Source organism: Nocardioides astragali, from assembly GCF_024436375.1.
GTDB classification, from domain to species: domain Bacteria; phylum Actinomycetota; class Actinomycetes; order Propionibacteriales; family Nocardioidaceae; genus Nocardioides; species Nocardioides astragali.
This window is the reverse complement of the sequence record NZ_JAFMZM010000001.1, coordinates 690,936-715,525: the sequence shown is the minus strand read 5'-3', so window position 1 is coordinate 715,525 and position 24,590 is coordinate 690,936. Positions and strand designations below refer to the sequence as shown.

Here is a 24,590-nt window from a genome sequence, read left to right as displayed (position 1 = left end):
ACAGGCAGCACCCACTTTCTGGGGTATCTGGGTCGTGTGACCGCCCACACACTCCTCGGCATGAGCACTCCCACGAGCAACACCTCCATGGCGCGCGTCGCCACTGCCTCCCTGGCAGGCACCACCATCGAGTTCTATGACTTCCTGATCTACGGCCTCGCCGCAGGGCTGGTCTTCAACGCCGTCTTCTTCCCCGAGTACGGCGGGGCCGAGGGCACCTGGGCCTCGATCGCAACCTTCGGCGTCGCGTTCGTCTTCCGTCCGCTCGGCGCGATCGTCTTCGGCCACTTCGGTGACCGGATCGGGCGCAAGGTGACCCTGGTGACCACGCTGCTGATCATGGGCCTGTCGACCTTTGCGATCGGCCTGCTGCCCAGCGCCACCTCGATCGGCGTCGTCGCGGTCGCCCTGCTGGTCACCCTCCGTGCCCTCCAAGGCTTCGCGCTCGGTGGCGAGTGGGCTGGTGCCGCACTGCTCACGACGGAGCACGCCGGGGCGAAGAAGCGCGGCGCCTACGCGATGTTCCCCCAGCTCGGGCCGAGCGTCGGCCTGATCCTCGCCGCCGGCGTCATGCTGCTCTTCCTCAACACCTTCGGCCAGGACGCCTTCGTCTCGTGGGCCTGGCGGCTGCCCTTCCTGGTGAGCCTGGTCCTTGTCGCCGTCGGCATGTGGGTGCGGATCAAGATCGCCGAGACCCCGTCGTTCGCGAAGATCAAGGAGCAGAAGGCCGAGGTGCGCCTGCCCTTCGGCGACTGCATCCGCGACCAGTGGCGCCAGATCCTGCTTGGCGCTGGCATCATGTCGACGGTCTTCGCCGCCTTCTACACCGGTGTGGCGTTCCTCCCCGGCTACGGCATCCAGGTCGTGGGCCTGACCTTCAACCAGATCCTCTTCGCCCTGATCATCGCCGGCGCGGTCATGTCGGTCGCGGTCATCGGCTCCGCGATCCTCTCAGACGTGATCGGCCGCAAGGCCGTGCTGATGACCGGCATGGTGGTCGCGCTCGCAGCCGGCCCAATCGCCTTCGCAACGATGGAGCCGGGCTCTTACGGCCGCTACGTGCTCGCGATGTGCCTGCTGCTGGTCGTGCTCGGCGTCAGCTACGGCCCGATGGCGGCGTACCTTCCCGAGCAGTTCCAGGCCCGCTACCGCTACACCGGCGCCGGCCTGGCCTACAACCTCGCCGGTGTGCTCGGCGGCGCACTGCCGCTCGTCATCGGAGACGACCTCATCGCGAAGTGGGGTCCCGAGGGCATCGGCTACTTCCTCACCGTCAACGCCGTCATCAGCGCCGTGTGCCTGCTCATGATGACGGAGACCAAGGACCGCGCGCTCGACGTCACGTACGAGTCGCCCGTCCCGCTGACGACGGACCCGGCAAACGCGTGAGTCTGGTCGAAGCACCCCAGACGGAGAGAGGACTGATCATGGAGTCGTACGACGCCGGCGAGACCGCCACTCCTCTGCTCGAGGAGACCATCGGCGCCAACTTCGAGCGGACCGTCGCACGGTACGGCGACCGGGAGGCGCTCGTCGAGGTCGCCACCGGCCGGCGCTGGACGTACGCCGAGCTCGACCGTGAGTTGGACACCCTCGCGGTCGGACTCCGCAAGGTCGGCATCGGCAAGGGAGACCGCGTCGGGATCTGGGCTCCGAACCGGGCCGAGTGGACGATGGTGCAGTACGCCGCCGCGAAGATCGGGGCCATCCTGGTCAACGTCAACCCGGCCTACCGGACCCACGAGCTGACGTACGCCCTCACCCAGGCCGGAGTGCGGCTGCTGATCTCCGCCCCGGTGTTCAAGACGAGCGACTACCGCGCCATGGTCGCCGAGGTCAGCGACGACTGCCCCGTCCTGGAGCGGGTGGTCTTCCTCGACGACCCGGAGTGGGACGCACTCCTGGAGAGCGGCCGCGGTGAGCGGCTCGCCGACTACGCGGTCGACGAGCTCGATCCCGACGATCCGATCAACATCCAGTACACGAGCGGGACGACCGGCTTTCCCAAGGGCGCGACCCTCAGTCACCGCAACATCCTCAACAACGGCTACTTCACCACCGAGACGATCCACCTCACCGAGCAGGACCGGCTCTGCATCCCGGTGCCCTTCTACCACTGCTTCGGCATGGTGATGGCGAACATCGGCTGCACGACCCATGGGGCAGCGATGGTGATCCCGGGTCCGGGGTTCGAGCCCGGCGTGACGTTGCAGACGGTCCAGGACGAGATGTGCACGGCGGTCTACGGCGTGCCGACGATGTTCATCGCGATGCAGAGCCACCCTGACTTCGCGTCGTACGACCTCAGCACCCTCCGCACCGGGATCATGGCCGGATCGGTCTGCCCGGTGGAGGTGATGAAGCGCTGCATCGACGAGATGCACATGTCCGAGGTGTCGATCGCCTACGGCATGACCGAGACGTCGCCCGTCTCGTGCCAGACCCGGTCCGACGATGACCTCGAGAGACGCACCAGCACGATCGGGCGGGTGCATCCGCACGTGGAGATCAAGATCGTGGACCCCGTCAGCGGAGAGACCGTCCCCCGGGATACCCCGGGTGAGCTCTGCACCCGCGGCTACAGCGTGATGCTGGGCTACTGGGAGGACCCGGAGAAGACCGCGGAGGCGATCGACTCCGACGGGTGGATGCACACTGGCGACCTCGCGGTGATGCGCGAGGACGGCTACTGCACCATCGTCGGCCGCATCAAGGACATGGTGATCCGCGGCGGCGAGAACATCTACCCGCGGGAGGTCGAGGAGTTCCTCTACACCCATCCCGACGTCGAGGACGTCCAGGTGATCGGTGTCCCCGACGAGAAGTACGGCGAGGAGCTGTGCGCCTGGATCAGGATGCGCAGCGGCGCCGAGCCGCTCGACGCCGAAGCCGTGCGCGAGTTCGCGACCGGAAAGCTCGCGCACTACAAGGTCCCGCGCTACGTCATGGTCGTCGAGGAGTTCCCGATGACGGTGACCGGCAAGGTCCGCAAGGTCGAGATGCGCGAGCAGTCGGCCAGAGAGCTCGGCCTGTCGTGAGTCTTCCCAGTCAGCGGATGAGTCCGGCCTCACGGGCCGCGACGATCGCCTGCACCCGGTTGTTGACGCCGAGCTTGCGCATGGCCGACTTGAGATAGGACTTCACGGTGTTCGGTAGCAGGCCGAGCCGCTCAGCCGCCTCGGCGTTGCTGCACCCAGAGGCGACTTGCTCCAGCACCTCGGTCTCCCGTGCGGTCAACGAGACCGCTGGCCGCTGCTGCGCCGGCATCATCGGTGCCTGTGCGATTCGACGGTGCAGGGCGTGCAGCCGCGACCTCAGCGCTTCGTCCACGGCCTCCCCCGCGAGTGCGGCCAGCTCCGAGGCGATCTCTCGGAGCTCTGCGGCGCTCAGGCCCGGCGACTCGCCGCGACCTGGCGCATCGAGCTGGCGTAGCCGTCGGTGCACCTCGTCCTGCACGGCCAGCTCGCGCCCGAGCTCGCCGAGCAGCGGACCCAACGCATCCAGCCATCGGTCGCCGAGGTCCAGCGGGCTGCGGTTGCCCAGGTAGACGACGCATCTCACAGCGTTGCCGACCCGGACCGGCAGCGCCGCCACCGTACGCAGCCGCTCCTGCTCGACCGCGTGGTCGTAGAGGTGGGTGATCCCGCGGGCCACCAGGTAGTCGCGCACCCGGGCCGGTCGCCCCGACGCCAGGGCCTGGCCGCCCAGGCCGGCGCCGTTGGCGATGGTCAACCCGGACAACGACCTGGTCAGCCCGCCGTTGATCTGCAGGATCGTCATCGCCTTGCCGTCGGAGTCGACCTTCGCTCCGAACGCCATGTCCATGCGGGCCCTGGCTCGTAGCGAGGCCAGCGCGCGCGACATGGCGGTCTCGGTGCCGGCCGCGGCCTGCGCTGCTTGCACGATTCTTCACCTGCCTCGCAAGATTGCCGTCACGATAGCGGCATCGTCGGAGCAACGCCTCAAGCCTCGAAGCGTTGCCGCTGCTGCATGAGGGCAGGGCGTCAGGCGTCGGACCGCACCCGCATGGTGGTCAAGCACTCTCGCGCACGGCCGTGCTGCCACCCTTGTTCCATGACGGTCACCGCGCAGGACGTGGACGAGGCCTCCGCCCGCCTCGACGGAATCGTCGGCGCCTCCCCCCTGCACCGCTCTCCGCGCCTGTCCGACCTGACCGGCCTTGACATCTGGCTGAAGCGGGAGGACCTGCAGGACGTCCGGTCCTACAAGGCCCGCGGCGCCTACAACCTGGTGGCGCAGCTGTCCGCAGCCGAACGGGCGGCAGGCGTCACGTGTGCGAGCGCCGGCAACCATGCTCAAGGCGTGGCGTTCGCGTGCGCCACGACGGGCGTCCACGCACGGATCCACCTGCCCCGCACCACTCCGCGGCAGAAGCGCGAGCGGATCGCGACGCTCGGCGGAAGCTTCGTCGAGGTCGTCGTCGACGGCGACACCTACGACGACGCGGCCGCGCTGTCTCGGGCGTACGCCCTCGAGACCGGCGCCACGCCCGTGCCTGCCTTCGACGACCTCCGGACGATCGCGGGCCAGGGCACGGTCGCCGCGGAGGTGCTGACGCAGTTGCCGGAGCCGCCGGACGCGGTCGTCGTACCCGTCGGCGGCGGCGGTCTGCTCGCAGGGGTTCTCAGCTACCTCAGGGAGCGATCGCCAGACACCACGATCGTCGGCGCCGAACCGGCGGGTGCGGCCTCCATGGCAGCCGCGCTCGACCATGGCGGGCCGGTGGAGCTGCCGGAGATCGACGGCTTCATCGACGGCGCAGCCGTGCGCCGGGTCGGGACCGCGACGTACGACGCAGTGCGCCTGCACGAACCGCGCATGGTGGTCGTCCCGGAAGGTCTGGTCTGCGTCGAGATGCTCGATCTCTACCAGACCGACGGGATCATCGCGGAGCCGGCGGGCGCCCTCGCTCCGGCGGCGCTGCGACAGGACCTCGGGCTGCGCCCGGGTTCGACCGTCGTCTGCGTCCTCTCCGGTGGCAACAACGACGTGAGTCGCTATGCCGAGGTGGTCGAGCGCGCACTCGTCCACGAGGGCCTCAAGCACTACTTCCTCGTCGACTTCCCGCAGGAGCCCGGTGCTCTGAGACGCTTCCTCGACGATGTCCTCGGGCCCGACGACGACATCACGCTGTTCGAGTACGTCAAGCGGTCCAACCGCGAGACCGGCCCCGCACTGGTCGGAATCGAGCTCCAGCGCCGCGACGACTACGCGCCCCTGATGCAGCGGATGTCGCACTCGCGCCTCCACGTCGAGCTGGTCGAACCCACCAGCCCCCTTTTCCGCTTCGTCCAATAGCCGGAACTTCCCACCACGCCTCGAGGAGGACGACGATGCCACGCACGGTCGCAACGAACACCCGGACTGATCGCGAAGGGCTCATTGGCTTCGTACGCCCCCGCCACCGGTTCGTCCTCATCACCCAGCGCGCCGACGGAACCAGCCAGGCCTCGCCGGTGACCGGCGGTGTGGACGATGCGGGCCGTCTGGTGGTGTCGACCTATCCGGAGCGGGCAAAGACGCGCAACGCGCGCCGCAACCCCCGCGTCAGCATCCTGGTGCTGTCGGACGACTGGGACGGCCCCTGGGTCCAGGTCAACGGCAGCGCCGAGGTGCTCGACGTCCCGGAAGCCGTGGAGGGACTCGTCGAGTATTTCCGCAACATCTCGGGAGAGCACCCGGACTGGGACGAGTACCGGCAGGCGATGCTCGACCAGGGCAAGTCCCTGATCAGGGTCACCCCGACGGACTGGGGCCCGATCGCCACTGGGGGTTTTCCAGCACGGCTCGCCTGAGACAGGCGCGCCCGCCGCGTTGGTGGCATCGAAATGTTAGCGCTAACCGCCGACGGCAACGACCTCGGCGCCTCGCGTCGTCTGAGCCCGACGATGTGGTCGGCGCGCTTGGATGCGCGCGTTCTGGACCCGCGAGGTCAACAACGAGCGAGAAGTTCGCGCGGCAGGTGATTGACATTTCAATGTGAGCCACGTCACAGTGACGTGCCAAATGTTAGCGATAACACCACCGCTGTCAGTTCCGTCCCTTCATCAAGGAGACCCCCAGATGCGCAAACAAGAGTCAGGTGCCAGGGCTCTGCCTGCGGCGCTCACCGCCGCGGTTGCGGCCCTCGTGGCCCTGGCGGCGCTGCTCGTCGCCAACCCGGCCCAGGCCGCCACCACCAGCGACGTGCGCGGTGTTGATTCCGGCCGCTGTCTCGACGTGGCGAGCTTCAGCCAGACCGACGGCGCAAACGTGCACATCTGGGACTGCCACGGTGGCATCAACCAGCAGTGGACCTTGACGGACAGCAACCAGATCACCGTGTACGGCAACAAGTGCCTCGATGTCCGGGGCGGCGCCACCACGAACGGCTCCCCGGTGCACATCTGGACCTGCCACGGCGGCGCGAACCAGCAATGGCGGGTGAACTCCGACGGCACCATCGTCGGCGTCCAGTCCGGGCTGTGCCTGGAGGCCGCGGGCTGGGGCAAGACCAACGGCACCGGAGTGCAGATCTGGTCGTGCCACGGCGGCACCAACCAGAAGTGGACCGGCCTGGCCGGGACGAGCAACGGGTGTGCGCTGCCGTCGACCTACCGCTGGACCTCGACCGGCCCCCTGGCACAACCGAAGGCGGGGTGGGCAGCGCTCAAGGACTTCACCGCCGTCGTCCACAACGGCCAGAAGGTCGTCTACGCCACGACGCACGGCTCGCGCCCCTATCCCGACGGCAACTGGGGACTGATGTCCTTCAGCCCCTTCACGAACTGGTCCGACATGGCCGGCGCCACCCAGCACACGATGCCCTTCGGTGCCATCGCGCCGACGCTGTTCTACTTCGCCCCGAAGAACATCTGGGTGCTCGCCTACAACGGGGGCGGGCAGGGCACCTTCTCCTACCGCACCTCGAGCGACCCCACCAACCCCAACGGCTGGTCCGCGCAGCAGGAGCTGTTCACCGGAACCCTCCCCCCCACGGACGACGGGAGACCCCGGGGCGGGTACGACGTGACCCTCATCGGCGACGACACGAACATGTACATGTTCTTCGTCGACGGCGAAGGCGGTACCTACCGGGCCAGCATGCCGCTCGGGAACTTCCCGAACAGCTTCGGTTCGTCGTACACGAAGATCATGAGCGACACGGCGCTCAACCTGTTCGAGGCGGTCGAGGTCTACAAGGTCCAGGGTCAGAACCAGTACCTCATGATCGTCGAGGCCCAGAACTACACAGGGTTCGGTCGCTACTTCCGCTCGTTCACGGCCACCAGCCTCGACGGCACGTGGACACCGCAGGCTGGGGCCGACACCGTGAACAACCCCTTCGCCGGCAGTGCCAACAGCGGCGCGACCTGGACCAGGGACATCAGCCACGGCGATGTGCTTCGCACCAACCCCGACCAGACCAAGACCATTGACCCCTGCAATCTGCAGTTCCTCTACCAGGGACGCGACCCCAGCACTGACGGCGGCGAGTACGGCACGCTGCCCTATCGGCCGGGTGTGCTGACCCTGCAGCGCTGACCGGAGCTCTCCACCTCGGGGAACCCCAGCCGCGCGTCGGCTGGGGTTCTTCTCTTCGCCTCGTGACACTCCGGATCAGCAGCGAGAGCCGGCCGCGCAAAGCTTGCCTGACCATGTCAAGGAGGGCGGTGCGCGCTGTGGGCGTTAGCGCTAACAGAACCCTCCGTGCCGGCCGTTGCCGGGAGACCATGGGAAGTTCGCGCGGCAGGTGATTGACAGTTCAATGTGAGCCACGTCACAGTGACGTGCCAAATGTTAGCGATAACACCACCGCTGTCAGTTCCGTCCCTTTATCAAGGAGACCCCCAGATGCGCAAACAAGAGTCAGGTGCCAGGGCTCTGCCTGCGGCGCTCACCGCCGCGGTTGCGGCCCTCGTGGCCCTGGCGGCGCTGCTCGTCGCCAACCCGGCCCAGGCCGCCACCACCAGCGACGTGCGCGGTGTTGATTCCGGCCGCTGTCTCGACGTGGCGAGCTTCAGCCAGACCGACGGCGCAAACGTGCACATCTGGGACTGCCACGGTGGCATCAACCAGCAGTGGACCTTGACGGACAGCAACCAGATCACCGTGTACGGCAACAAGTGCCTCGATGTCCGGGGCGGCGCCACCACGAACGGCTCCCCGGTGCACATCTGGACCTGCCACGGCGGCGCGAACCAGCAATGGCGGGTGAACTCCGACGGCACCATCGTCGGCGTCCAGTCCGGGCTGTGCCTGGAGGCCGCGGGCTGGGGCAAGACCAACGGCACCGGAGTGCAGATCTGGTCGTGCCACGGCGGCACCAACCAGAAGTGGACCGGCCTGGCCGGCACGGGCGGCACCTGCGCCCTGCCGTCGACCTACCGCTGGACCTCGACCGGCCCGCTGGCGCAGCCGGCGAACGGGCAGGTCGCGCTGAAGGACTTCAGCACCACCACGTACAACGGCAAGCACCTGGTCTACGCGACCACCTCCAACGGAACGGACTGGGGCTCGACGGTGTTCAGCCCCTTCACGAACTGGTCGGACATGGGGGCAGCCACCCAGACCCCGATGAACGAGTCCGCGGTGGCGCCCGAAGTGTTCTACTTCGCGCCCAAGAACGTCTGGGTGATGGTGTCCCAGTGGAGTCAGTGGCCGCTCTACTACCGCACGTCCAGCGACCCCACCAACCCCAACGGCTGGTCCGCCAAGCAGCCGCTGTTCACCGGCACCCTCCCCCAGAACCCCGATCCGAACCGGAGGGACGCCCCGATCGACCCGACCATGATCGCCGACGACCAGAACATGTACCTGTTCTTCGCCGCTGACAACGGCAGCATCTATCGGGCGAGCATGCCGATCGGGAACTTCCCCAGCAGCTTCGGCTCCTCCTTCACGACGGTCATGAGCGATACGGAGAAGAACCTGTTCGAGGCGCCGGAGGTCTACAGGGTCAAGGGGCAGAACCAGTACCTCATGATCGTCGAGGCTCGGGGTGTGAACGAGCAGCGCTTCTTCCGCTCGTTCACGGCCTCCAGCCTGAACGGCTCGTGGACCCCGCAGGCCGCCACCGAGAGCAACCCCTTCGCGGGCAAGGCGAACAGCGGTGCCACCTGGACCAACGACATCAGCCACGGTGACCTGATCCGCGAGAACCCCGACCAGACCATGACCATCGACCCCTGCAACCTGCAGCTCCTCTACCAGGGCAGGAACCCCTCCTCGGACGGCGCTCCCTACACGTCGCTGCCGTACCGGCCGGGCCTGCTCACCCTGCAACGCTGACCGATACTCACCGCCTCGAGGAACCCCAGCCGCGCGTCGGCTGGGGTTCCTCTCTTTCGTGGGGCGCCGGCTGCACGTCCCCCCAGAAAGTCAGTCGATCAGGCAGTGCGAGCCGTGGTCACCGCGCCAAGGAGAATCGAGCCCGCGCGCGGGCAGCGTGGCCAACAGCACGAGGAGGGCGACGCGTTCGTACGCAGCCCACGTGGGGCCTCACTGGTGGGGGCGCGGTGGGTCAGGCGACCTCGACCTCCAGGACGACATCGACATTGCCACGAGTCGCGTTGGAGTAGGGGCACCAGTCGTGCGCCACCGCCACAGCCTTCTCGGCGTCCTCCTGCGAGACGCCGGACATCTCGACGCGGAGCGTGACCGCAAGGCCGAACCCGCCCAGACCATTCGGGCCGATGCCGACCTCGGCGGTGACGGCGGAGTCGTTGACGTCGACTCCGTGCTGCTGCTTGCTCGACTTGAGGGCCGAGTGGAAGCACGCCGCATAGCCGGCAGCGAACAGCTGCTCGGGGTTGGTCGCGCCGCCCGCGCCACCCAGCTCGACCGGGAACCGGACATCGGTGTCGATCAGACCGTCGGTGGAACGGACGTGCCCGTTGCGGGCGTCGCCGGTGGAGGTGGCGACGGCGGTGTAGAGGATCTGCTCGGGCATGTGACGCTCCTGAATGAGGTAGACTAACTAGTACGTCTACATAGACAACCACAGTCGTGGGACGATGCCAAACCGAAGGAGTGACGATGGCGACCACCGCGACCCCCGTGCGCGACCGCATCCTCGAAGCGGCGACGCGCCACTACTACGCCGAGGGCATCCGCGCGGTCAGCGCCGATCGACTCATCGCCGAGGCGGGCGTCTCGAAGGTCACCTTCTACCGGCACTTCCCCACCAAGGACGACCTGATCACCGCCTATCTCTCCCAGCAGGTGGCGTACGCGGAGGAGCTGCTCACCGAGAAGCGAGCCGAGCTCGCGGGCGATCCGGCCGCGGTGCTGCGCGCGTACGCCGAAGGGATCGGCGCGTTGGCCTGCGCTCCCGGCTTCCGCGGTTGCCCGTTCATCAACGCCGCGGCGGAGCTGTCCCAGCCTGACCACCCCGGCCACCGTGTCGTCGTGGACCACCGCGACTGGCTGGTCGGGCAGTTCGTCGAGCTGCTGATGGAGCTCGGCGTCGGCGATGTACGCGCCAAGGCCGAGCAGCTGATGATGCTGCGCGACGGGGCGATGGTCGCGGGCTATGTCGGACGCACCCCACAGGCCGTGGCCGAGACGCTGACCGCCGCCGGCCGTTCGGTCATCGGCTGCTGAGGGCCGCGCCAAGAGCTTCGTGCGTGCACCACGTAGCTACCTTGTTGCACGACGCACATCTCTTGGTCGCAAGTGCACGGGTCAGACGGCTCCGGCGCACCAGGGGACGGGCTTGCGCCCTCAGTGGATACGTGCGGGCGGCGTCACCACGGACGCCGAGCTCCAACGCAAGTCAGCGGCTCCCTCGAAGGAGCTCCGGTCGAGGGACCGTGCCGGCATCGGTGTTCGTAGATCAGCGCCTGAGAGACCCGGCCCAGGGTCGTGGTGGGGTCACCACGACCCTGAGGCAACGTCAGGGCACGGTCAGCACGATCTTGCCGACCGTGCGGCCGGTCTCACCCAGGGCGTGGGCCTTCGCGGCCTCGGCGAGGGGAAACGTCGCCGCGATGTGGGCGCGCAGGGCGCCGGACTCGGCGAGCTCGGCGATGGCCTGCATGCCGGCACGGTCGTCCTCGACGAACATGACCTCGAAGCGGATGCCGCGCTCAGCGATGTCGGCCAGCTCCTGCGGGTCGACGGGCACCGGAATGATCGAGACGAGCGTGCCGCCCGGGCGCATCACGGCGAGCGAGCGGGCGCGGCCGGCGGTGTCGGACGAGATCGGGTCAAGGACCACGTCGATGTCCTTGACGGCCTCGGTGAAGTCGACGGTCTGGTAGTCGATCGCCTCGTCGACCCCCAGTGAACGCAGGAAGTCGTGCTTGGCTTCGCTGGCGGTGCCGATGACGTACGCGCCGCGGGCCTTGGCGATCTGGACCGCGAGGTGGCCGACCCCGCCGGCTGCGGCGTGGATGAGGACCCGCTGCCCGGGCTGGACGTCGGCAGTGTCGACCAGCGCCTGGTAGGCGGTCAGGGCGGCCAGGGGCAGGGCGCCCGCCTGGACGTGGTCGATGCCGGCCGGCTTGTGCGCGAAGGCGCGGGCGGGCGCCGTCACGTACTCCGCGTGGGAACCGACACCATGGGGGTAGGGCAGCATGCCGAAGACCTCGTCGCCCGGCTTGAGAGTGGTGACGCCGGTGCCGACCGCCTCGACGACTCCGGAGACGTCCCAGCCAAGGACGAGTGGCAGGCGGTCGACCGTCATGGCCTGGGCGCGGTTCCACCAGTCGGTCGGATTGACGCCGGCCGCGCGGACGGCGATCAGGATCTCGTTGAGGCCCGGAGAGGGCCGGAGAATTTCGACCTCCTCGAGGACCTCGGGAGAGCCGTGGATCTCTTGGCGGATGGCGCGCATGGTCGTGGTGGTCGTTGTCATGTCATCCAGCGTCGTCGCCCGCGCCTGCGCCGACAATGGCATGATTGCCACGTTTCGACGGGATCAGGCCAGACGGCGTATGCTGGCATGAACTATCGACTTCGACGGGATCCCGCCATGGCACGTCCGCACCGCATCGTCGTCCTCGCGATCGACGGGGTCTATCCCTTCGAGCTCGGGATACCCAGCCGCGTCTTCGGGGCAGCGGACGGCCGCTACGAAGTGCTCACGTGCAGCATCGACGGCCGGCCGGTCCGTACCAACTCCGACTTCTCGATCACCGTCGAGCACGGCCCGGAGGTGCTCCCCACAGCCGATACGGTCATCATCCCTTCCTTCATGCCCGCCGCACTCACGCGGGAAGTGCCGCAGGCCTTGCTCGATGCGCTGTCCTTTGTTGTTCCCGGGACCCGCCTCGTGTCGATCTGCACCGGCGCCTTCGTCCTTGCCGCCGCCGGTCTCCTGGATGGACGGCCTGCCACCACGCACTGGGCGGTCGCGGACATCTTCCGCAGGTGGTATCCGGGTGTGGCGCTCGACCCCGATGTCCTGTTCATCGACGACGGAGACGTGCTGACCTCGGCCGGCGCCGCATCAGGACTCGACATCTGCCTGCACCTCCTCCGCAAGGACCACGGCAGCGAAGTCGCCAACCACGTGGCACGTATGTGCGTCATTCCCCCGTGGCGCGACGGAGGACAGGCGCAGTACATCGAGCACCCGGTGCCCGAGACCACCGACAGCGGAACGGCCGCCGCCCGACACTGGGCGCTGGAGAACCTCCACGAGCCGACGACCCTCGCGGACCTCGCCGGACACTCCCACATGAGCCTTCGCACGTTCGCCCGCCGCTTCACCGAGGAAGTGGGCATGAGCCCGGGACGCTGGCTGATCAAGCAGCGCGTCGAGCGGGCACGGCATCTCCTGGAAACCACCGACCTACCCGTGGACCAGATCGCCGGCCACGTCGGCTTCGCCGGTGGAACGTCGTTACGCGAACACCTGCAAGCAGCCATCGGCGTCTCCCCACTCGCCTACCGACGCACCTTCCGCGGCGCCCTGTCATCCGCCCAACCGAGCCTGCAGTGAGCGGATCCAACCCGGCGACATGCCCCGAAGCCACCAACCGTCTCGCGGGAGGAAGCTGCGGGTCTCCTCGCCGCGGGCTCGACGGCTATGCACACGTTGCAGTGCTGCTGCGGCCTCGACCAAGGTGCCCGGACCATCGCGGCTAGCGGCGGCGCGGCACCGTGACGCTCGAGCGCGCTACTGCAGGTTGCACGACGTCTGTCCCTGCGTAGCGCACGACCACCGGCTTCGTGCCCGGCCGGAGGCCGCGCACGACGACCCGTACCCTGCCGCTGACGAGCTGGACCTCGACCGTGCGTCCGCCCACGCTGACCGTCATGGCCCCGTCCGGCCTTGACGCCCCTGGCGCCTTGACGCGGATGTCGAGTGCGACGCGCTTCCGCGTGGCGTCGGTGCGCACCTTCACCTCGGGAACGGTTGTGACGGGGGCGACGGCCACGGATTCCGTGGTCGTGCGGAAGTGGCGCCGACTCAGGCTGATCTGGACCGACAGCGCGCGGCCGAGATCGGCCCGGCGGACCGTGTACGTGGGGTTCGTGGCCTTGGCGATCGGTCGGCCGTCCCTGAGCCAGGCGTACGTGACCGACGCGTCTTCGGGCTTGAAGGTCCCGGGCCGGGCGACGAGCCGGCTGCCCACCTCAGGTGTGCCCTTCACGCGGGACCGGCTGGTGATGGTGATGGGCTTGGCGAGCACGGGGGTGGTCTCCGGCGCGGTCGAGGCCGACTTCCGGTAGCCGCTCGCGCTTGCCGTGACGCGTGCGCTGATGCGGCGGTCGATGTGGTCCCGGGTCAGGACGAGGGACGCCCCTGTGGCCTCGGGAATGGCGACTCCGTCGGCGTACCACTGGGTCTTGACCTTGGCGGGTTGCGGCGCCCACGACGCGTTCGTCAGAGTCAGCGTCTGGCCGACCTCGGCGACACCCTGGATCGCCGGCACTTCCGACGGCTGGAACCTGCCAGGGGCGACGGGAGCGGTGGCGAGGACCGCTTGCCCGGCGGTGTAGCCGTCCAGCAGGGCCGTCACCTCGGCGGTCAGGGCTTTGCCCTTCACGTCGGGCGTCGGGACGTAGGCGGGCGCGGTTGCGCCTGGGATGGCGGCACCGTCGGCGAGCCACCGAACGGTGACGCTGGTGGGCGTGGGGGTCCACGCGCCGGTCACCACCTCGAGCGGCGCTCCGACGGCAGGGGTTCCGACGATGGCAGGAGCGGTCGTGGGGGCGACGACGCGGTCGTTGAAGTGGATGAACCCCGTAGGCCAGCCCCCGCCCGACTTGGTGATGCGCCGCCAGTAGAAGTCTCCGCCCCAGTAGTCCTCCGAGACGATGATCTCGGTGTCGGAGATGACCTGTTCGACGTAGGCGACGTGGCCGTTCGCACCTGCCGGAGTGACGTGCGGCTTGTACCAGGCGATGGATCCGACCGTGGGGGTCTGGTCCGTGATGCTGGCCATCGCCACACCCCAGTTCGAGGCGTTGCCGCTGCCCTCCCAGGGCCGGGTGTTCGGCATCCCGGACTGGACCAGCCGATAGGCGACGTAGTTGGTGCAGTTGTGCCCGGTGTACATGCGCCAGTACGCCGCGGACGACGCCTGCCGGTAGCCGGCGTTGCCGTACCCGGCATCCTGGCAACCGGCGTAGCCCGTGCACAGGTAGGTCGACGTGACCAGGTTGATCCTGTCGACGGTGGTCGGCGTGACGAGCAGAAGGAGCGCAAGCACGCCGGTGACCAGCTTGGCCGCACGCCCCGCACCCCGTACGACGCGTTGGAGCGCTCGCTGAAGCGAGCGGGCGCGTTGTGACGCCTGTGACGAATGGGGCTGTTGGTGCACGATGAGTGATCGTATGGGCTGTTAGTCAAGCCCGCCACGCCGTTGAGTGAAGATCAATCGTGTAATTCGTCAGGCGCTGGTGGCCGGAGCGTGCGCGGCGATCCTGCTCAAATGGTTCGACGACGGACTGATCGCGGTCATGACGTCCCGAGACAAGGACGCATTGGCCGCATCAGACGCACGCGCACTTCTCGCAGACCCGGCGGCGTGGAGCGCGGAGCACTCCCTCGTCCTGACGAACCTGGGCAAGGGGCTCCTCGATGATCTCAGTCTCGCCTGAGAGCCGCGCTGATCCCGACCGCACCGGCGCGGGTCAGGGCGCCGACAGGCGGCGGTGTGACGCAGCTGCTGGTGGCCCATCGGCTCGCCGGCCGCAGCCTTCGCGCGATCAGTCGAGCTTTGCGGCAACGGCCTCGATCTCGACCAGCCACTCGGGCTCGAGCAACTGTTGGACGACTACGGTGCGGGCGCAGACGTGGTCTTCCAGATGCGCGCTCAGGATCTCGACGTTTCTGGGATCGTCCGCGGAAGACGCGAGGAAGAACCGACGCGAGACGAGGTCTGCGTAGTTCATGCCCGCGGAGGCAAGCACTGTGCCCAGGTGACGCCAGACGAGTTTGGCCTGTCCGGTGAAGTCCGACGGCATGGTCACACCGTCGGCTTCGTACCCGTTCAGGCCGCTGACGTAGAGCGTGCGCGCCCCGGCGGGGACCTCTACGGCGTGCGCGTAGTTTCGGTAGGCCGGGAAGACAGAGATGGGATTGTGCGCGGAAACCGACATCGCGTCACCCTGTCACGTGGTCACTCACCATGACCAAGGACTTTCCGCCGCTCAAAGGCGGCTTGTGGCAGGTCCGAGCCGGGTCGTCCGGCGTCTACCGTTGGACTTACGAGCGTTGGCCGGCTCCTTGCGGCCTACACGGTAAGTAGCAGCGACGGCAGTCTCACCCAGCCGGTCAGGCCTCGTCGACGACGTAGCCCTCGGTCCGACTACTCCCAGTGGAGTAGTCGCCGTGGCTCTTCTACATCGCGGGCCGGATGCCCGGACGTTGTCGGCCACGGGAGCGTGGCCGCATGACCACGACATTCACTCGCATGATCACCGCGAGGTCCCGCACGACCCTGCTCGGGGTCCTCTTCTTCCTCGTCGTCGCCGGGTTCCTCGGCGGCGGGGTCGCCGGCTCGTTGGGCAGCGACGGCTTCGAGCTCGACGACTCGCCCTCGGCGCTGGCGGACGCGCGACTGGCCGAGGCGACCGGGCTCGCGCCAGGAGCAGGCGTCGTGCTCCTGCTGGACACCCCGCACGGTCCAGACGATCCCCGGATCGCCGAGGTCGAGGGCGAGCTCGCCGCCATCGACGGCATCGGGGTGACGGCTTCGCCGTCCTCGGCCCCCGACGGCGGGCTGGAGTCCGCCGACGGTGCGAGCGCGATCATCGCGGGCACACTCACGGCATCGGCCGACGACGAGGAGGTGACCGAGGAGGTCTTGGCGACGTTCGCGGGTGAGTCGGACCTCGCGGTAGGTGGTCCCCTCATCGCCAACGAGCAGATCGGCGCCCAGGTCGGCGAGGACCTGGCCCGGGCAGAGCTCTTGGCGCTGCCGATCCTGGTGCTGCTCTGCCTGCTCTTCTTCGGCCTCCGGGGGGCCGTGATGCCCGTCGTCGTGGGCGCCTCGACCGTCCTCGGCACCTTCCTCGTCATCGCCGGGATCAACACGGTCTACCCGATGAGCGTGTTCGCCCTCAACCTGATCATGGGCCTGGGTCTCGGCCTCGCCATCGACTACACGCTCTTTTTGCTGACCCGCTTCCGCGACGAGCTGGAGGGCGGCGCCGAACCCCGGGAGGCCGTTGAGGTCACCATGCGCACCGCTGGTCGGACGGTCCTGTTCTCGGCCGCGACCGTCGCCGCGGCCATGATCACGCTCACCGTGTTCCCTCAGGGGTTTGTGAAGTCGATGGGACTGGCCGGTGCGGTCGTCTCGGTCGTCGCCGCACTGTCGGCGATCGTCATCGCCCCGGCCCTGATGATGCTCTTCGGACGTCGGCTCGCACGCCGTCGTACGACGATGCAGTCGACGACCGGCGGCGGCTGGCACCGCCTGGCCACGGCCGTGATGCGGCGCCCCGGCGCGGTGGCCATCATCACGAGCATCGTGATGATCGCGCTGGCGGCTCCGGCGCTGCGGACGCAGTGGACGCCCATCGACGGGTCGGTCATCCCGACGTCGCAGAGCGCCCGTACCGTCTCCGACGCGCTCGTGGCCGACTTCGCCGGCAGCGGCACCACCTCGGTGACCGTCGCGATCGAGGCCACGGGCCCGGGTGCGGACGGAGCGGTCGAGGCGTTCGCCGACGAGGCCGCCGCACGGGTAGGCGCGACCGTGACGCCCGTGGCAGTCGGGCCCGACACCTGGCGACTCGATCTGCCGGTCGAGGGTGCGCCCGAGGACGACGCAGCTCAGCAGCTGGTGCACGACGTCAGGGCCATCGACAGCGATGTCGACGCGCTCGTCGGCGGCTCGGCTGCCGCCTTCATCGACCAGCAGCAGGCTCTCGCAGGCGCACTACCCTTGGCCCTGCTCCTGCTGGTGGCGTTGACGATGCTGGTGCTGTGGCTGATGACCGGGTCGGTGGTGCTGCCACTCAAGGCGGTGGCGATGAACGTGCTGACCGTGGGCAGCGCGCTCGGCGTCCTCACCCTCATCTACCAGGACGGACGCTTCACGTCACTGCTCGGATACACGCCGAACGGGGGCATCGAGCCCACCGACTTCGTCATCTCCGCGGCGGTGGTGTTCGCCCTGTCCACCGACTACGGCGTCTTCCTGCTGGGTCGGATCAAGGAGCTGCGCGACGCCGGTCTCGACGAACGGGAGGCGGTAGCCGTGGGCGTCCAGCGCACCGGGCACGTGGTCACCGCGGCGTCGATCCTGCTGGCCGTCGCGATCGGCGTCTTCAGCACCAGCTCGATCTCGTTCATCCAGCAGATCGGGGTCGCCGTCGCCTTCGGTGTTCTCGTCGATGCCTTCATCGTCCGCACCTTCCTGGTGCCCGCCCTGATGGGGCTGCTCGGTCGGTGGAACTGGTGGGCGCCGATGGCCCTCAGACGCCTGCACGACCGCATCGGGTTCACCGAGTCCGACGGCGGGACCTACTCCGAGGAGACGATGACAGCCACCGCGGAGCGACCTACGGTTCACGTGTGACCCTGCCGCGCATCACGCTCCGCGACGCCGCCGTCGTCCTGGCCCTGCTCGCAGCCATGGCGGCGGAGGCGTTGTGGTTCCCCTTTCACGACGCGCCCCTCACGTGGGCGAGCTGGGTGCTCGTAGTCGGCACTGCGCTGCCGGCTCTGGTCCGCCGCACGCACCCCGGCATCGCGCTGGCGGCCAGCGCCGCGATCCTGCTGCCGCTCACGAACCTGTGCCCCGTCATCCACACCGGGCCCTTCGCCGCGATGCTGGCGGGCTACTGGTTGGCGCGCACCCGCGGCACCAGGGTCGCGGTCACCGCCGGAGTCCTGCTGGTGCCGTGGGTGGTGTTCCTGATGAGCCGCGGCGGGGTCGACAAGCTGCTCACCCTCGACCTGCCCAAGAATCTCGCCTTCATCGCCCTGCCGATCGTGCTCGGGCTCGCGGCGCGCTATCGCAGCCAGTCCGTGCAGGCACTCGTCGAACGTGCCGAGGAGGCCGAGCGTGGCCGCGAGCAGGAAGCGCTGCGTCGCGTGGGCGAGGAACGGCTGCGGATCGCCCGCGACGTGCACGACGTGGTCTCCCACTCCATGGTCGCCATCATCGTCCAGGCCGGGGTGGGCTCACACCTGATGGACGCCGACCCGGCCACGGCGAGGCAGACGCTCCTCGACATCCGCCGGATCAGCGCCGAGACGCTCACCGACCTGCGCGGCATCCTGGGTCTCCTCCGTGAGGAGGACGGTGAGGCAGCGGTCGAGCCGACCACCACGCTCGCCGGCCTCGCCGATCTCGCCTCGACCCTGCAGGCGACCGGTCTCGAGCTCGACCTGCAGGTGGACGTGGGCGACGAGCCACTGTCCACGACCGTTGACGTCACGGCCTATCGCATCGTGCAGGAGGCCCTGACGAACGTGCTGCGGCACGCTCCGGGCAGCGCGACCCGGGTGCGGATCGTACGCATCCGCGACACCCTCTCGGTCGAGGTCGAAGACCAGGGTGGCCAGGCGTCGGGTGCCGTTCCCGACGGGACGGGGAACGGACTGCGGGGGCTACGCGAACGCGTCCGTGCCATCGGTGGGCAGCTCGACGCCGGGCCGCGGCCGGAGGGCGGCTGGTTGGTCCGCGCGCGGCTGCCGATCGCGGCCTCCGTCCACCACGCCCCCGCACTCGCACAGGAGCGGGCATGATCACCGTCCTGATCGCCGACGACCAGCCGCTGGTCCGCGCCGGCTTTCGGTCGCTGCTCGATTCCGAGGCGGACATCGAGGTCGTCGGCACGGCGGCCGACGGGCTGGAGGCCATCGAGCTGGCCACCCGCACCCGTCCGGACATCATCTTCATGGACGTCCGGATGCCTCGCCTCAATGGCCTCGACGCGACCGCACGGATCGTGGCAGATCCCGCCCTCGACGGGACGAGGGTCGTGGTGCTGACCACCTTCGAGCTCGATGACTACGTCTTCGGTGCCCTGCGCGCGGGGGCATCGGGATTCCTGCTCAAGGACATCGAGCCGCAGGGCCTGATCGACGCGGTACGCCTGGTCGCCGGCGGCCAGTCCTTGCTGGCGCCAGCGGTGACTCGAGTGCTCATCGAGGCCTTCGTCGCCGCCACCCCCGACGATCCATCCACCTTGGGGCGGGAGCCGGTCAGGGACACCACCCGGCTGGATGTGTTGACGCCGCGCGAGCGCGAGATCCTCGCCTTGGTCGGGACCGGCATGTCCAATCAGGAGATCGCCGCCCGACTCGTGCTGAGCCCCCTCACGGTGAAGACCCACGTCTCGCGGCTGCTGCTCAAGCTCGATGCCCGCGATCGGCCCCAGCTCGTGGTGCTGGCCTACGAGACGGGGCTCGTCGGGGCAGGTTGATCGGCATGGCGGTCGCGCACCGGAGCGAGATACGGGTCTGGTTACGGAACCAGTTGGGAAGTAGTCGCACGTCTGTCGGCTAGATCCGGTAGCGCGGCGGGCGCCAATTGGCGGCGGAATGACGCGGGGCCTGTCGGCCTCCGTCGGGATCGCTTCGATTGAGCACTTCAGCTTGCTCGTAGGGCGAGGCTCCCGTTCGCCTGACGCGAACTGTGGACGTCCTTACGCTCGACTCGGCGGCTCGCGAAAGGTGGGCCTCAAGGCAGGAGTGCGGCGTGGCGGTTCAAGGCAAGGTTTGGAATCTGGCTTCAGGGCCCCGGCAGCAGCTGGAGGCCGCCGATATGGACTTCGCCTGGGTTTCGGGTTCCGGGCGTCGCGCGCTAGCCGTTGGATCGGCTGGCTTGGGTCTCTTCGGGAACGACACCGCGTTGGTCGAGCCATGGTCGAGCGTGGCCTCGCTCGGGTTTCCAACCCCGAGCAAGGTGGCATTCGCTCTGCAACCGTCCGGCGAGCAGTTCGAGTTCGCATTCGCTGGGAGGTCGGATTGCGTTCAGTTCAAGAGATTGATCCCGAGCGACGAGCTCGATCGCCTGTTGCCCATTGGTGGCACCAGTAACAGCGGACCGAGTAAGCCGCGCACGGCAAAGGCAGCTTCAGGAGTCGAGGGCGGGTCCCTTAGCACTATCTGGACACTCCTTTGGTGCGGGGTGATAGCGCAGTTCATAGGTGGCATCGCCCTCGGGCTGTCGTGGCCAGCTATCAACTTTGAAGCTGTGGGCCAACCATCAGCAGAAGGCAGTGGCGTCGGCCTAGCGCTCGGGTGGCTGCTCATTGGCGGCGGATCGCTGGCCACGCTGGTGGCTGTTGTCGGCCTCGGTGTGCGGCTTGGCATCCGCGCCGCCGCGGAGGACCAGCTCGGAAACTAGATCTACCAGATCTTCTCCCCTGCTTTTCACTCAGCGGCTCCGGATGGACGACGGAGCGCGTGCCCTGTCATCGACGCCGACGGCCGTGGACACGACGCACCCATCCGGCACATCCGGACGTCCACCGACAGGCGGCGCAATGACGCAACATCTCAAAGCGTCGGACGCCCCGCGAGCGGCCTCACTCGCGGGCGCCGTCGATATGCGCGCTCCGGTCTACTCACCCCTGTCGGTGCTCAATCTAGAGTTCGACGAGTCAGTCCGCCACCGACGAGGTAGGCAATCCGCAATAGCGACAGGAGTGTCAATGACCTACTTCAACGCAGGTGACCTGAGACAAAGGGCCGGCGGGGTCACCGCTAGCGCAGCGCGATCGGAGCTCTCCCATTCGGCAAAGTCGGCAACAACCGGCTTTGACGTGTTCTTGAGCCACAGTGTTCGCGATGCGGTGTTGGTCCTTGGGCTGAAAAGGCTGCTGGAGTCCGAACGTCTCACGGTCTACGTGGACTGGATCGAAGATGCGGATCTTGATCGCAACAACGTCAGTCCGGCAACGGCCGCGCGACTGCGGGAGCGGATGCGGTCGTGCCGATCGCTGGTGTACGCGACCTCCCAGAACGCATCGACTTCGCGGTGGATGCCGTGGGAATTGGGGTACTTCGATGGCACCCATGGGCCCGAGCGTGTTGCGACATGCCCAATCGATGACGGTCTCGGTAGCCACGCGGGTGCGGAGTACGTGGGGCTCTACAAGACTTTAGAGAAGGTTCGGGACAACCTCGGGTTTCGTCCATACATAGTCCAGACGTCAGGACGGCAGGCGGAGCGCCCGGACTCGTTTGTTGCGGGACGTGGTGCTTACGTTTCACTGCAGTAGCCGATACAACCCGTCGCAGGACCCGATTGACGATTCCCTTGACTATCTGCAGTGCGCCCAAACGGCTATGGCCAGCCCGACAAGAACAAGCGGACCATATATGGGCGCAACTGCCCACGAGCGAATGTCTTCCCAGTCTGGCCAGTAGTTCACTTTGGGCCCAGCGGGACCTGCTAACGCTGGGTTGAGGGAGAAGGTGGGAATGTCTCTGCCTGATGCGACGTGGTCGTACAGCTTTCGAAACGCTCGCTCCTGCTTGAGATAATTCGCGTCGAGAATTCCGAAGACAACAACGGCAAAGACGCCCAGCATGGCGATCAAAGCCCGCTCCTTCGTGACCGCGTACCCGAAGGTCAGCGTAACGATGGGCAGAAGCCAAGTCTTAGCCGACGACGAGGCCTGGGACATTCGGGTAACGATCGCCTGGATGAAGGACAAGTGCTGCCGCCGATCGTCCGGAGATGCCTCTTCGGACGCCGCCGGGAGGGTTGATCGAACTAGCTGGAGCGTCTGATCCTGCGCATCCTCATCCTCAGCGGGTCCTTCCGGCCACGCGAGCGTCATCGGGTCGGGGCTCCACCGGGGCACAACGTGGAAATGTACGTGGGGAACAGTTTGAGTAGCCGCGCTCCCCGTGGACTGAATTATGTTCATTCCGTCGGGGGAAACGGCCGCTCGGACAGCACGGGCTGTACGCCGAACGGCAGATCCCAAGACGCGGCTCTCCGCCTCAGTGAGGTCGGTGAAGTCAGTGACGTGCCGATTGGGAATGACCAACGTATGACCGCGGGTGGCCGGGTTGAGCGGAAAGAAGGCCGTGACGTCGCAGTCCCGGTATAGCACTCGGGCTTCGCTGTCCGTGCCCCGAATGATGGCGCAGAAGTCGCATGCTACCGGTGTCACGGCCGCGTAGCACCCTTCGAGGACCACGCTTCGATGTGGCCAAGGAGGGCACGGTAGGTCGCCTGTGAGTCGATCCTGTTCTGCCAATCGACCTTGGTCGGATCGAAAATTGGTACACCTGCGAGCCCGGCGCTCGTGAATGGGTTCCCGCCGATGGAATCGACGCTCCCCATCGAGGACAAGCCGTGGATACGGACGCCAAGCAGAGGCTTCTTGTCCTGCCACGCCTTCTGAACTTCGTACTTGACCCACGGACGGGAGGCGGTCTCCCTCCCGATGAGGACGACGACCGCGCGCTTGTATTTCATCTGCTCGTCGATCCACTGCTGAATGGCTTTCGATCCGCCTCGTTCGACTTGCTCCCACGCTTGGGAACTGAGGACGGGCTGCCCCTCCAGCGCGTTGATGTTCTTTACTAGCTGCACGCGATGAACGTCGCGCTTGTAGTGGAAGCTGTAAAAGACGGTCTTGGCCACGGCGGTTCCTCAGGATTCGGCGACGGGGTATCGACCCTACGGCCAGACACCGACAGCACCCCGCGAGACATGCTTCGGCGCCACATTCGGACGGCTGTTCAAGCAGGGCCAACTGCAAGACGCGGCAACGGGAACTTCTAAGCCACCGGACGCACACGCAGGTTGATTGCGGCGGAACAACGCCGCAGTTGCTGCCGAGCGACCACTTCGATCACGTCGACCTGCAGCGACCGTTCGGGTGCAAGATCGGAAGGACTCCCGGAAAGCGAGTCAAGGCAGGAGCTATACTTCGGAACCTGACGGCACCCGCCATCTCGTCTGGGGAGACGAGCACGCTAAGAAGCTCGGGCCGCGACCGCAGCGGCCCAGCCCTGGCCAAGGTCGGCGCATCGCCTGGGAGTCAGGGCCGCGCCCTGACGCAGTCCGGTGCCAGATCCAGTCATTCAGGATGCGCCGTCAAGCGGTATGACGCGATGTCGACAGGGGTGCGAACGGGCAAGCCTCCCCGCACGGTGCGCATAAAGCCGTCAAGCCACGCCTGACTTACCACGAGTCCGGCTTGGCGCCACCGAATCTCTTCGAGACCTGCCTACTTTCCAAGGATCCCAGCAATCCCGACTTCCTGTCTCCGCACCCCGTAGCCAGAATCGGGACGACGCGGATGACTGTGGGGGACTGGGGTCGCAGAGACTCGATTTGAGATCTGACGCGACTCCCCTCAAACTTCCGGGCCGTGACTGCGTCTCAAGCACTACTGAGAAAAGACCTTGGGATATGGGGGTGGGTGCTACTCGCTGGGGCCTTACTACTCATGCTGGTGACCGCTTCTAAGGCGCTAGGCTCCACAACCGACGCCGTAGCAGCAGTAGGGATCGCCGGCGCTTCCAGTGGCCTCGGCATTCTCGTTGCCACCCTGATTCTGAGGGAGGCATGCCTCATCTCAAGCCAACGCGTTGAGAATCTCAATCGAGTGATGAATGCAACTGCTGTGGCAGCTGGTCTCGCTGGACTTATCGACCTCCCGCTGAGGTTCCCAGATGAACCTGCTGGTTTCATCGCGCCAGCTGGCGCGCTGCTAAGCGTGGTGGCGTTTGCGGTGGATGTGCGCAAAGCGGGTAATCGAGAGTTGGACTTGGCGCTGTCAACTGTGTCTCTTTCTCTGGTCGTTGCTGGAGTCGCGTTCTTGTTCCTCGCTACGACGTCGGTTGATGACATGGAGACCTGGGCCACGCGGTTTGCGTGCCTTGCCATCGGTTTTGCTGCCTTGGCTTGTCATCTCTGCTGGGCCCTACTTTGGTGGGCTGGCGAGATAGGCGAGGCGGCGGTAGCGGGCCCTGAGCTTCCGCGTGCCGGTGCCGAGTACGTCGGCGGCGAAAACCCGTCCGCGGCTTCTTAACATCCGAGCCGTCTCGTCGACCAGAATCTGCTCACACCCTCGACGGGGCGCTGACGGAGAGCGATCGAGTCTGACCGCGGACGATCTACAACCTCGGGTCCAAAGGCGCTCAGGACTTTGACGCATAGTCTCGGGTCCGCTCCCAGTGAGCGTTCATCCGGCGGATTGCG

21 protein-coding genes are annotated in these 24,590 nt (G+C 67.4%); 14 read left to right on the top strand and 7 right to left on the bottom strand.

The features are described from left to right. Positions 1-60: 60 nt before the first annotated feature. Together J3P44_RS03550 and J3P44_RS03545 are read left to right on the top strand one after the other, a co-directional pair. Positions 61-1,389: an MFS transporter gene (locus J3P44_RS03550; RefSeq protein WP_255888852.1), complete on the top strand. Its 1,329-nt coding sequence runs from the start codon at positions 61-63 to the stop codon at positions 1,387-1,389. Positions 1,390-1,427: 38 nt separating this feature from the next. After that, complete coding sequence (locus tag J3P44_RS03545; protein ID WP_255888851.1) at positions 1,428-3,038, top strand: AMP-binding protein; 1,611 nt, start codon at positions 1,428-1,430, stop codon at positions 3,036-3,038. Positions 3,039-3,048: 10 nt separating this feature from the next. Here the strand turns inward: J3P44_RS03545 and J3P44_RS25385 are convergent, their stop codons facing one another. Further along, positions 3,049-3,903, bottom strand: coding sequence for a helix-turn-helix transcriptional regulator (locus tag J3P44_RS25385; protein WP_255888850.1), 855 nt, complete (start codon positions 3,901-3,903; stop codon positions 3,049-3,051). Positions 3,904-4,074: 171 nt separating this feature from the next. Here J3P44_RS25385 and ilvA point away from each other — a divergent pair, with 171 nt between their 5' ends. The 4 genes from ilvA to J3P44_RS03520 all read left to right on the top strand — a co-directional run bounded on the left by ilvA (position 4,075) and on the right by J3P44_RS03520 (position 9,291). After that, entirely contained in the window at positions 4,075-5,319 is a 1,245-nt protein-coding gene (gene ilvA, locus J3P44_RS03535) for a threonine ammonia-lyase IlvA (RefSeq protein WP_255888849.1), read from the top strand. Between the two features lie 35 nt (positions 5,320-5,354). After that, positions 5,355-5,816: a PPOX class F420-dependent oxidoreductase gene (locus J3P44_RS03530; protein WP_255888848.1), complete on the top strand. Its 462-nt coding sequence runs from the start codon at positions 5,355-5,357 to the stop codon at positions 5,814-5,816. A gap of 268 nt (positions 5,817-6,084) precedes the next feature. Beyond that, on the top strand, positions 6,085-7,545 hold the full coding sequence (locus J3P44_RS03525) for a non-reducing end alpha-L-arabinofuranosidase family hydrolase (protein WP_255888847.1): 1,461 nt from the start codon (positions 6,085-6,087) through the stop codon (positions 7,543-7,545). Positions 7,546-7,854: 309 nt separating this feature from the next. After that, a complete protein-coding gene (locus J3P44_RS03520; protein WP_255888846.1) occupies positions 7,855-9,291 on the top strand; it encodes a non-reducing end alpha-L-arabinofuranosidase family hydrolase in 1,437 nt (478 codons plus the stop codon). A gap of 232 nt (positions 9,292-9,523) precedes the next feature. Here the strand turns inward: J3P44_RS03520 and J3P44_RS03515 are convergent, their stop codons facing one another. Further along, positions 9,524-9,952, bottom strand: coding sequence for an organic hydroperoxide resistance protein (locus J3P44_RS03515; RefSeq protein WP_255888845.1), 429 nt, complete (start codon positions 9,950-9,952; stop codon positions 9,524-9,526). A gap of 86 nt (positions 9,953-10,038) precedes the next feature. Here J3P44_RS03515 and J3P44_RS03510 point away from each other — a divergent pair, with 86 nt between their 5' ends. Beyond that, positions 10,039-10,605 carry a TetR/AcrR family transcriptional regulator gene (locus J3P44_RS03510; RefSeq protein ID WP_255888844.1) on the top strand — a complete coding sequence of 189 codons (567 nt, stop codon included), beginning with the start codon at positions 10,039-10,041 and terminating at the stop codon, positions 10,603-10,605. A 292-nt stretch (positions 10,606-10,897) separates the two neighbouring features. Here the strand turns inward: J3P44_RS03510 and J3P44_RS03505 are convergent, their stop codons facing one another. Next, complete coding sequence (locus J3P44_RS03505) at positions 10,898-11,860, bottom strand: NADP-dependent oxidoreductase (RefSeq protein WP_255888843.1); 963 nt, start codon at positions 11,858-11,860, stop codon at positions 10,898-10,900. Here J3P44_RS03505 and J3P44_RS03500 point away from each other — a divergent pair. Beyond that, positions 11,813-12,949, top strand: coding sequence for a GlxA family transcriptional regulator (locus J3P44_RS03500; RefSeq protein ID WP_255888842.1), 1,137 nt, complete (start codon positions 11,813-11,815; stop codon positions 12,947-12,949). The genes J3P44_RS03505 and J3P44_RS03500 overlap by 48 nt on opposite strands. 142 nt (positions 12,950-13,091) lie before the next feature. On the opposite strand, the gene J3P44_RS03495 is transcribed toward J3P44_RS03500, so the two are convergent. Next, entirely contained in the window at positions 13,092-14,666 is a 1,575-nt protein-coding gene (locus J3P44_RS03495; protein ID WP_255888841.1) for a CHAP domain-containing protein, read from the bottom strand. A 157-nt stretch (positions 14,667-14,823) separates the two neighbouring features. On the opposite strand from J3P44_RS03495, the gene J3P44_RS03490 reads away from it, so the two are divergent. Next, a complete protein-coding gene (locus J3P44_RS03490) occupies positions 14,824-15,057 on the top strand; it encodes a hypothetical protein (protein WP_255888840.1) in 234 nt (77 codons plus the stop codon). 108 nt (positions 15,058-15,165) lie between these two features. On the opposite strand, the gene J3P44_RS03485 is transcribed toward J3P44_RS03490, so the two are convergent. After that, complete coding sequence (locus J3P44_RS03485; RefSeq protein WP_255888839.1) at positions 15,166-15,558, bottom strand: RidA family protein; 393 nt, start codon at positions 15,556-15,558, stop codon at positions 15,166-15,168. Positions 15,559-15,851: 293 nt separating this feature from the next. Here J3P44_RS03485 and J3P44_RS03480 point away from each other — a divergent pair, with 293 nt between their 5' ends. From J3P44_RS03480 to J3P44_RS03465, 4 genes are all read left to right on the top strand, one after another. Continuing rightward, positions 15,852-17,987 carry an MMPL family transporter gene (locus J3P44_RS03480; RefSeq protein ID WP_255888838.1) on the top strand — a complete coding sequence of 712 codons (2,136 nt, stop codon included), beginning with the start codon at positions 15,852-15,854 and terminating at the stop codon, positions 17,985-17,987. Then, complete coding sequence (locus J3P44_RS03475) at positions 17,984-19,162, top strand: sensor histidine kinase (RefSeq protein ID WP_255888837.1); 1,179 nt, start codon at positions 17,984-17,986, stop codon at positions 19,160-19,162. Before J3P44_RS03480 ends, J3P44_RS03475 begins: the two co-directional genes overlap by 4 nt. Then, positions 19,159-19,842: a response regulator gene (locus tag J3P44_RS03470; RefSeq protein ID WP_255888836.1), complete on the top strand. Its 684-nt coding sequence runs from the start codon at positions 19,159-19,161 to the stop codon at positions 19,840-19,842. The genes J3P44_RS03475 and J3P44_RS03470 overlap by 4 nt, the downstream gene beginning before the upstream one ends. Positions 19,843-21,075: 1,233 nt before the next feature. Beyond that, positions 21,076-21,645: a toll/interleukin-1 receptor domain-containing protein gene (locus tag J3P44_RS03465; protein WP_255888835.1), complete on the top strand. Its 570-nt coding sequence runs from the start codon at positions 21,076-21,078 to the stop codon at positions 21,643-21,645. A gap of 42 nt (positions 21,646-21,687) precedes the next feature. Here the strand turns inward: J3P44_RS03465 and J3P44_RS25885 are convergent, their stop codons facing one another. Further along, positions 21,688-22,548 (bottom strand): HIT family protein, encoded by an 861-nt coding sequence (locus J3P44_RS25885; protein ID WP_504928401.1) that lies wholly within the window; start codon positions 22,546-22,548, stop codon positions 21,688-21,690. Further along, a complete protein-coding gene (locus J3P44_RS03455) occupies positions 22,545-23,024 on the bottom strand; it encodes a TIR domain-containing protein (protein ID WP_255888833.1) in 480 nt (159 codons plus the stop codon). The genes J3P44_RS25885 and J3P44_RS03455 overlap by 4 nt, the downstream gene beginning before the upstream one ends. A gap of 733 nt (positions 23,025-23,757) precedes the next feature. Here J3P44_RS03455 and J3P44_RS03450 point away from each other — a divergent pair. Beyond that, entirely contained in the window at positions 23,758-24,420 is a 663-nt protein-coding gene (locus tag J3P44_RS03450) for a hypothetical protein (protein WP_255888832.1), read from the top strand. Positions 24,421-24,590 lie beyond the last annotated feature (170 nt).

What these genes read in the sequence shown, in the direction of transcription:
- J3P44_RS03525 (WP_255888847.1), top strand. Translation starts at nt 6,085, where the DNA reads ATGCGCAAACAAGAGTCAGGTGCCAGGGCTCTGCCTGCGGCGCTCACC.
- J3P44_RS03465 (WP_255888835.1), top strand. Translation starts at nt 21,076, where the DNA reads ATGACCTACTTCAACGCAGGTGACCTGAGACAAAGGGCCGGCGGGGTC.
- ilvA (WP_255888849.1), top strand. Translation starts at nt 4,075, where the DNA reads ATGACGGTCACCGCGCAGGACGTGGACGAGGCCTCCGCCCGCCTCGAC.
- J3P44_RS03545 (WP_255888851.1), top strand. Translation starts at nt 1,428, where the DNA reads ATGGAGTCGTACGACGCCGGCGAGACCGCCACTCCTCTGCTCGAGGAG.
- J3P44_RS03480 (WP_255888838.1), top strand. Translation starts at nt 15,852, where the DNA reads ATGACCACGACATTCACTCGCATGATCACCGCGAGGTCCCGCACGACC.
- J3P44_RS03485 (WP_255888839.1), bottom strand. Translation starts at nt 15,558, where the DNA reads ATGTCGGTTTCCGCGCACAATCCCATCTCTGTCTTCCCGGCCTACCGA.
- J3P44_RS03520 (WP_255888846.1), top strand. Translation starts at nt 7,855, where the DNA reads ATGCGCAAACAAGAGTCAGGTGCCAGGGCTCTGCCTGCGGCGCTCACC.
- J3P44_RS03470 (WP_255888836.1), top strand. Translation starts at nt 19,159, where the DNA reads ATGATCACCGTCCTGATCGCCGACGACCAGCCGCTGGTCCGCGCCGGC.
- J3P44_RS03550 (WP_255888852.1), top strand. Translation starts at nt 61, where the DNA reads ATGAGCACTCCCACGAGCAACACCTCCATGGCGCGCGTCGCCACTGCC.
- J3P44_RS03510 (WP_255888844.1), top strand. Translation starts at nt 10,039, where the DNA reads ATGGCGACCACCGCGACCCCCGTGCGCGACCGCATCCTCGAAGCGGCG.
- J3P44_RS03515 (WP_255888845.1), bottom strand. Translation starts at nt 9,952, where the DNA reads ATGCCCGAGCAGATCCTCTACACCGCCGTCGCCACCTCCACCGGCGAC.
- J3P44_RS03530 (WP_255888848.1), top strand. Translation starts at nt 5,355, where the DNA reads ATGCCACGCACGGTCGCAACGAACACCCGGACTGATCGCGAAGGGCTC.
- J3P44_RS03505 (WP_255888843.1), bottom strand. Translation starts at nt 11,860, where the DNA reads ATGACAACGACCACCACGACCATGCGCGCCATCCGCCAAGAGATCCAC.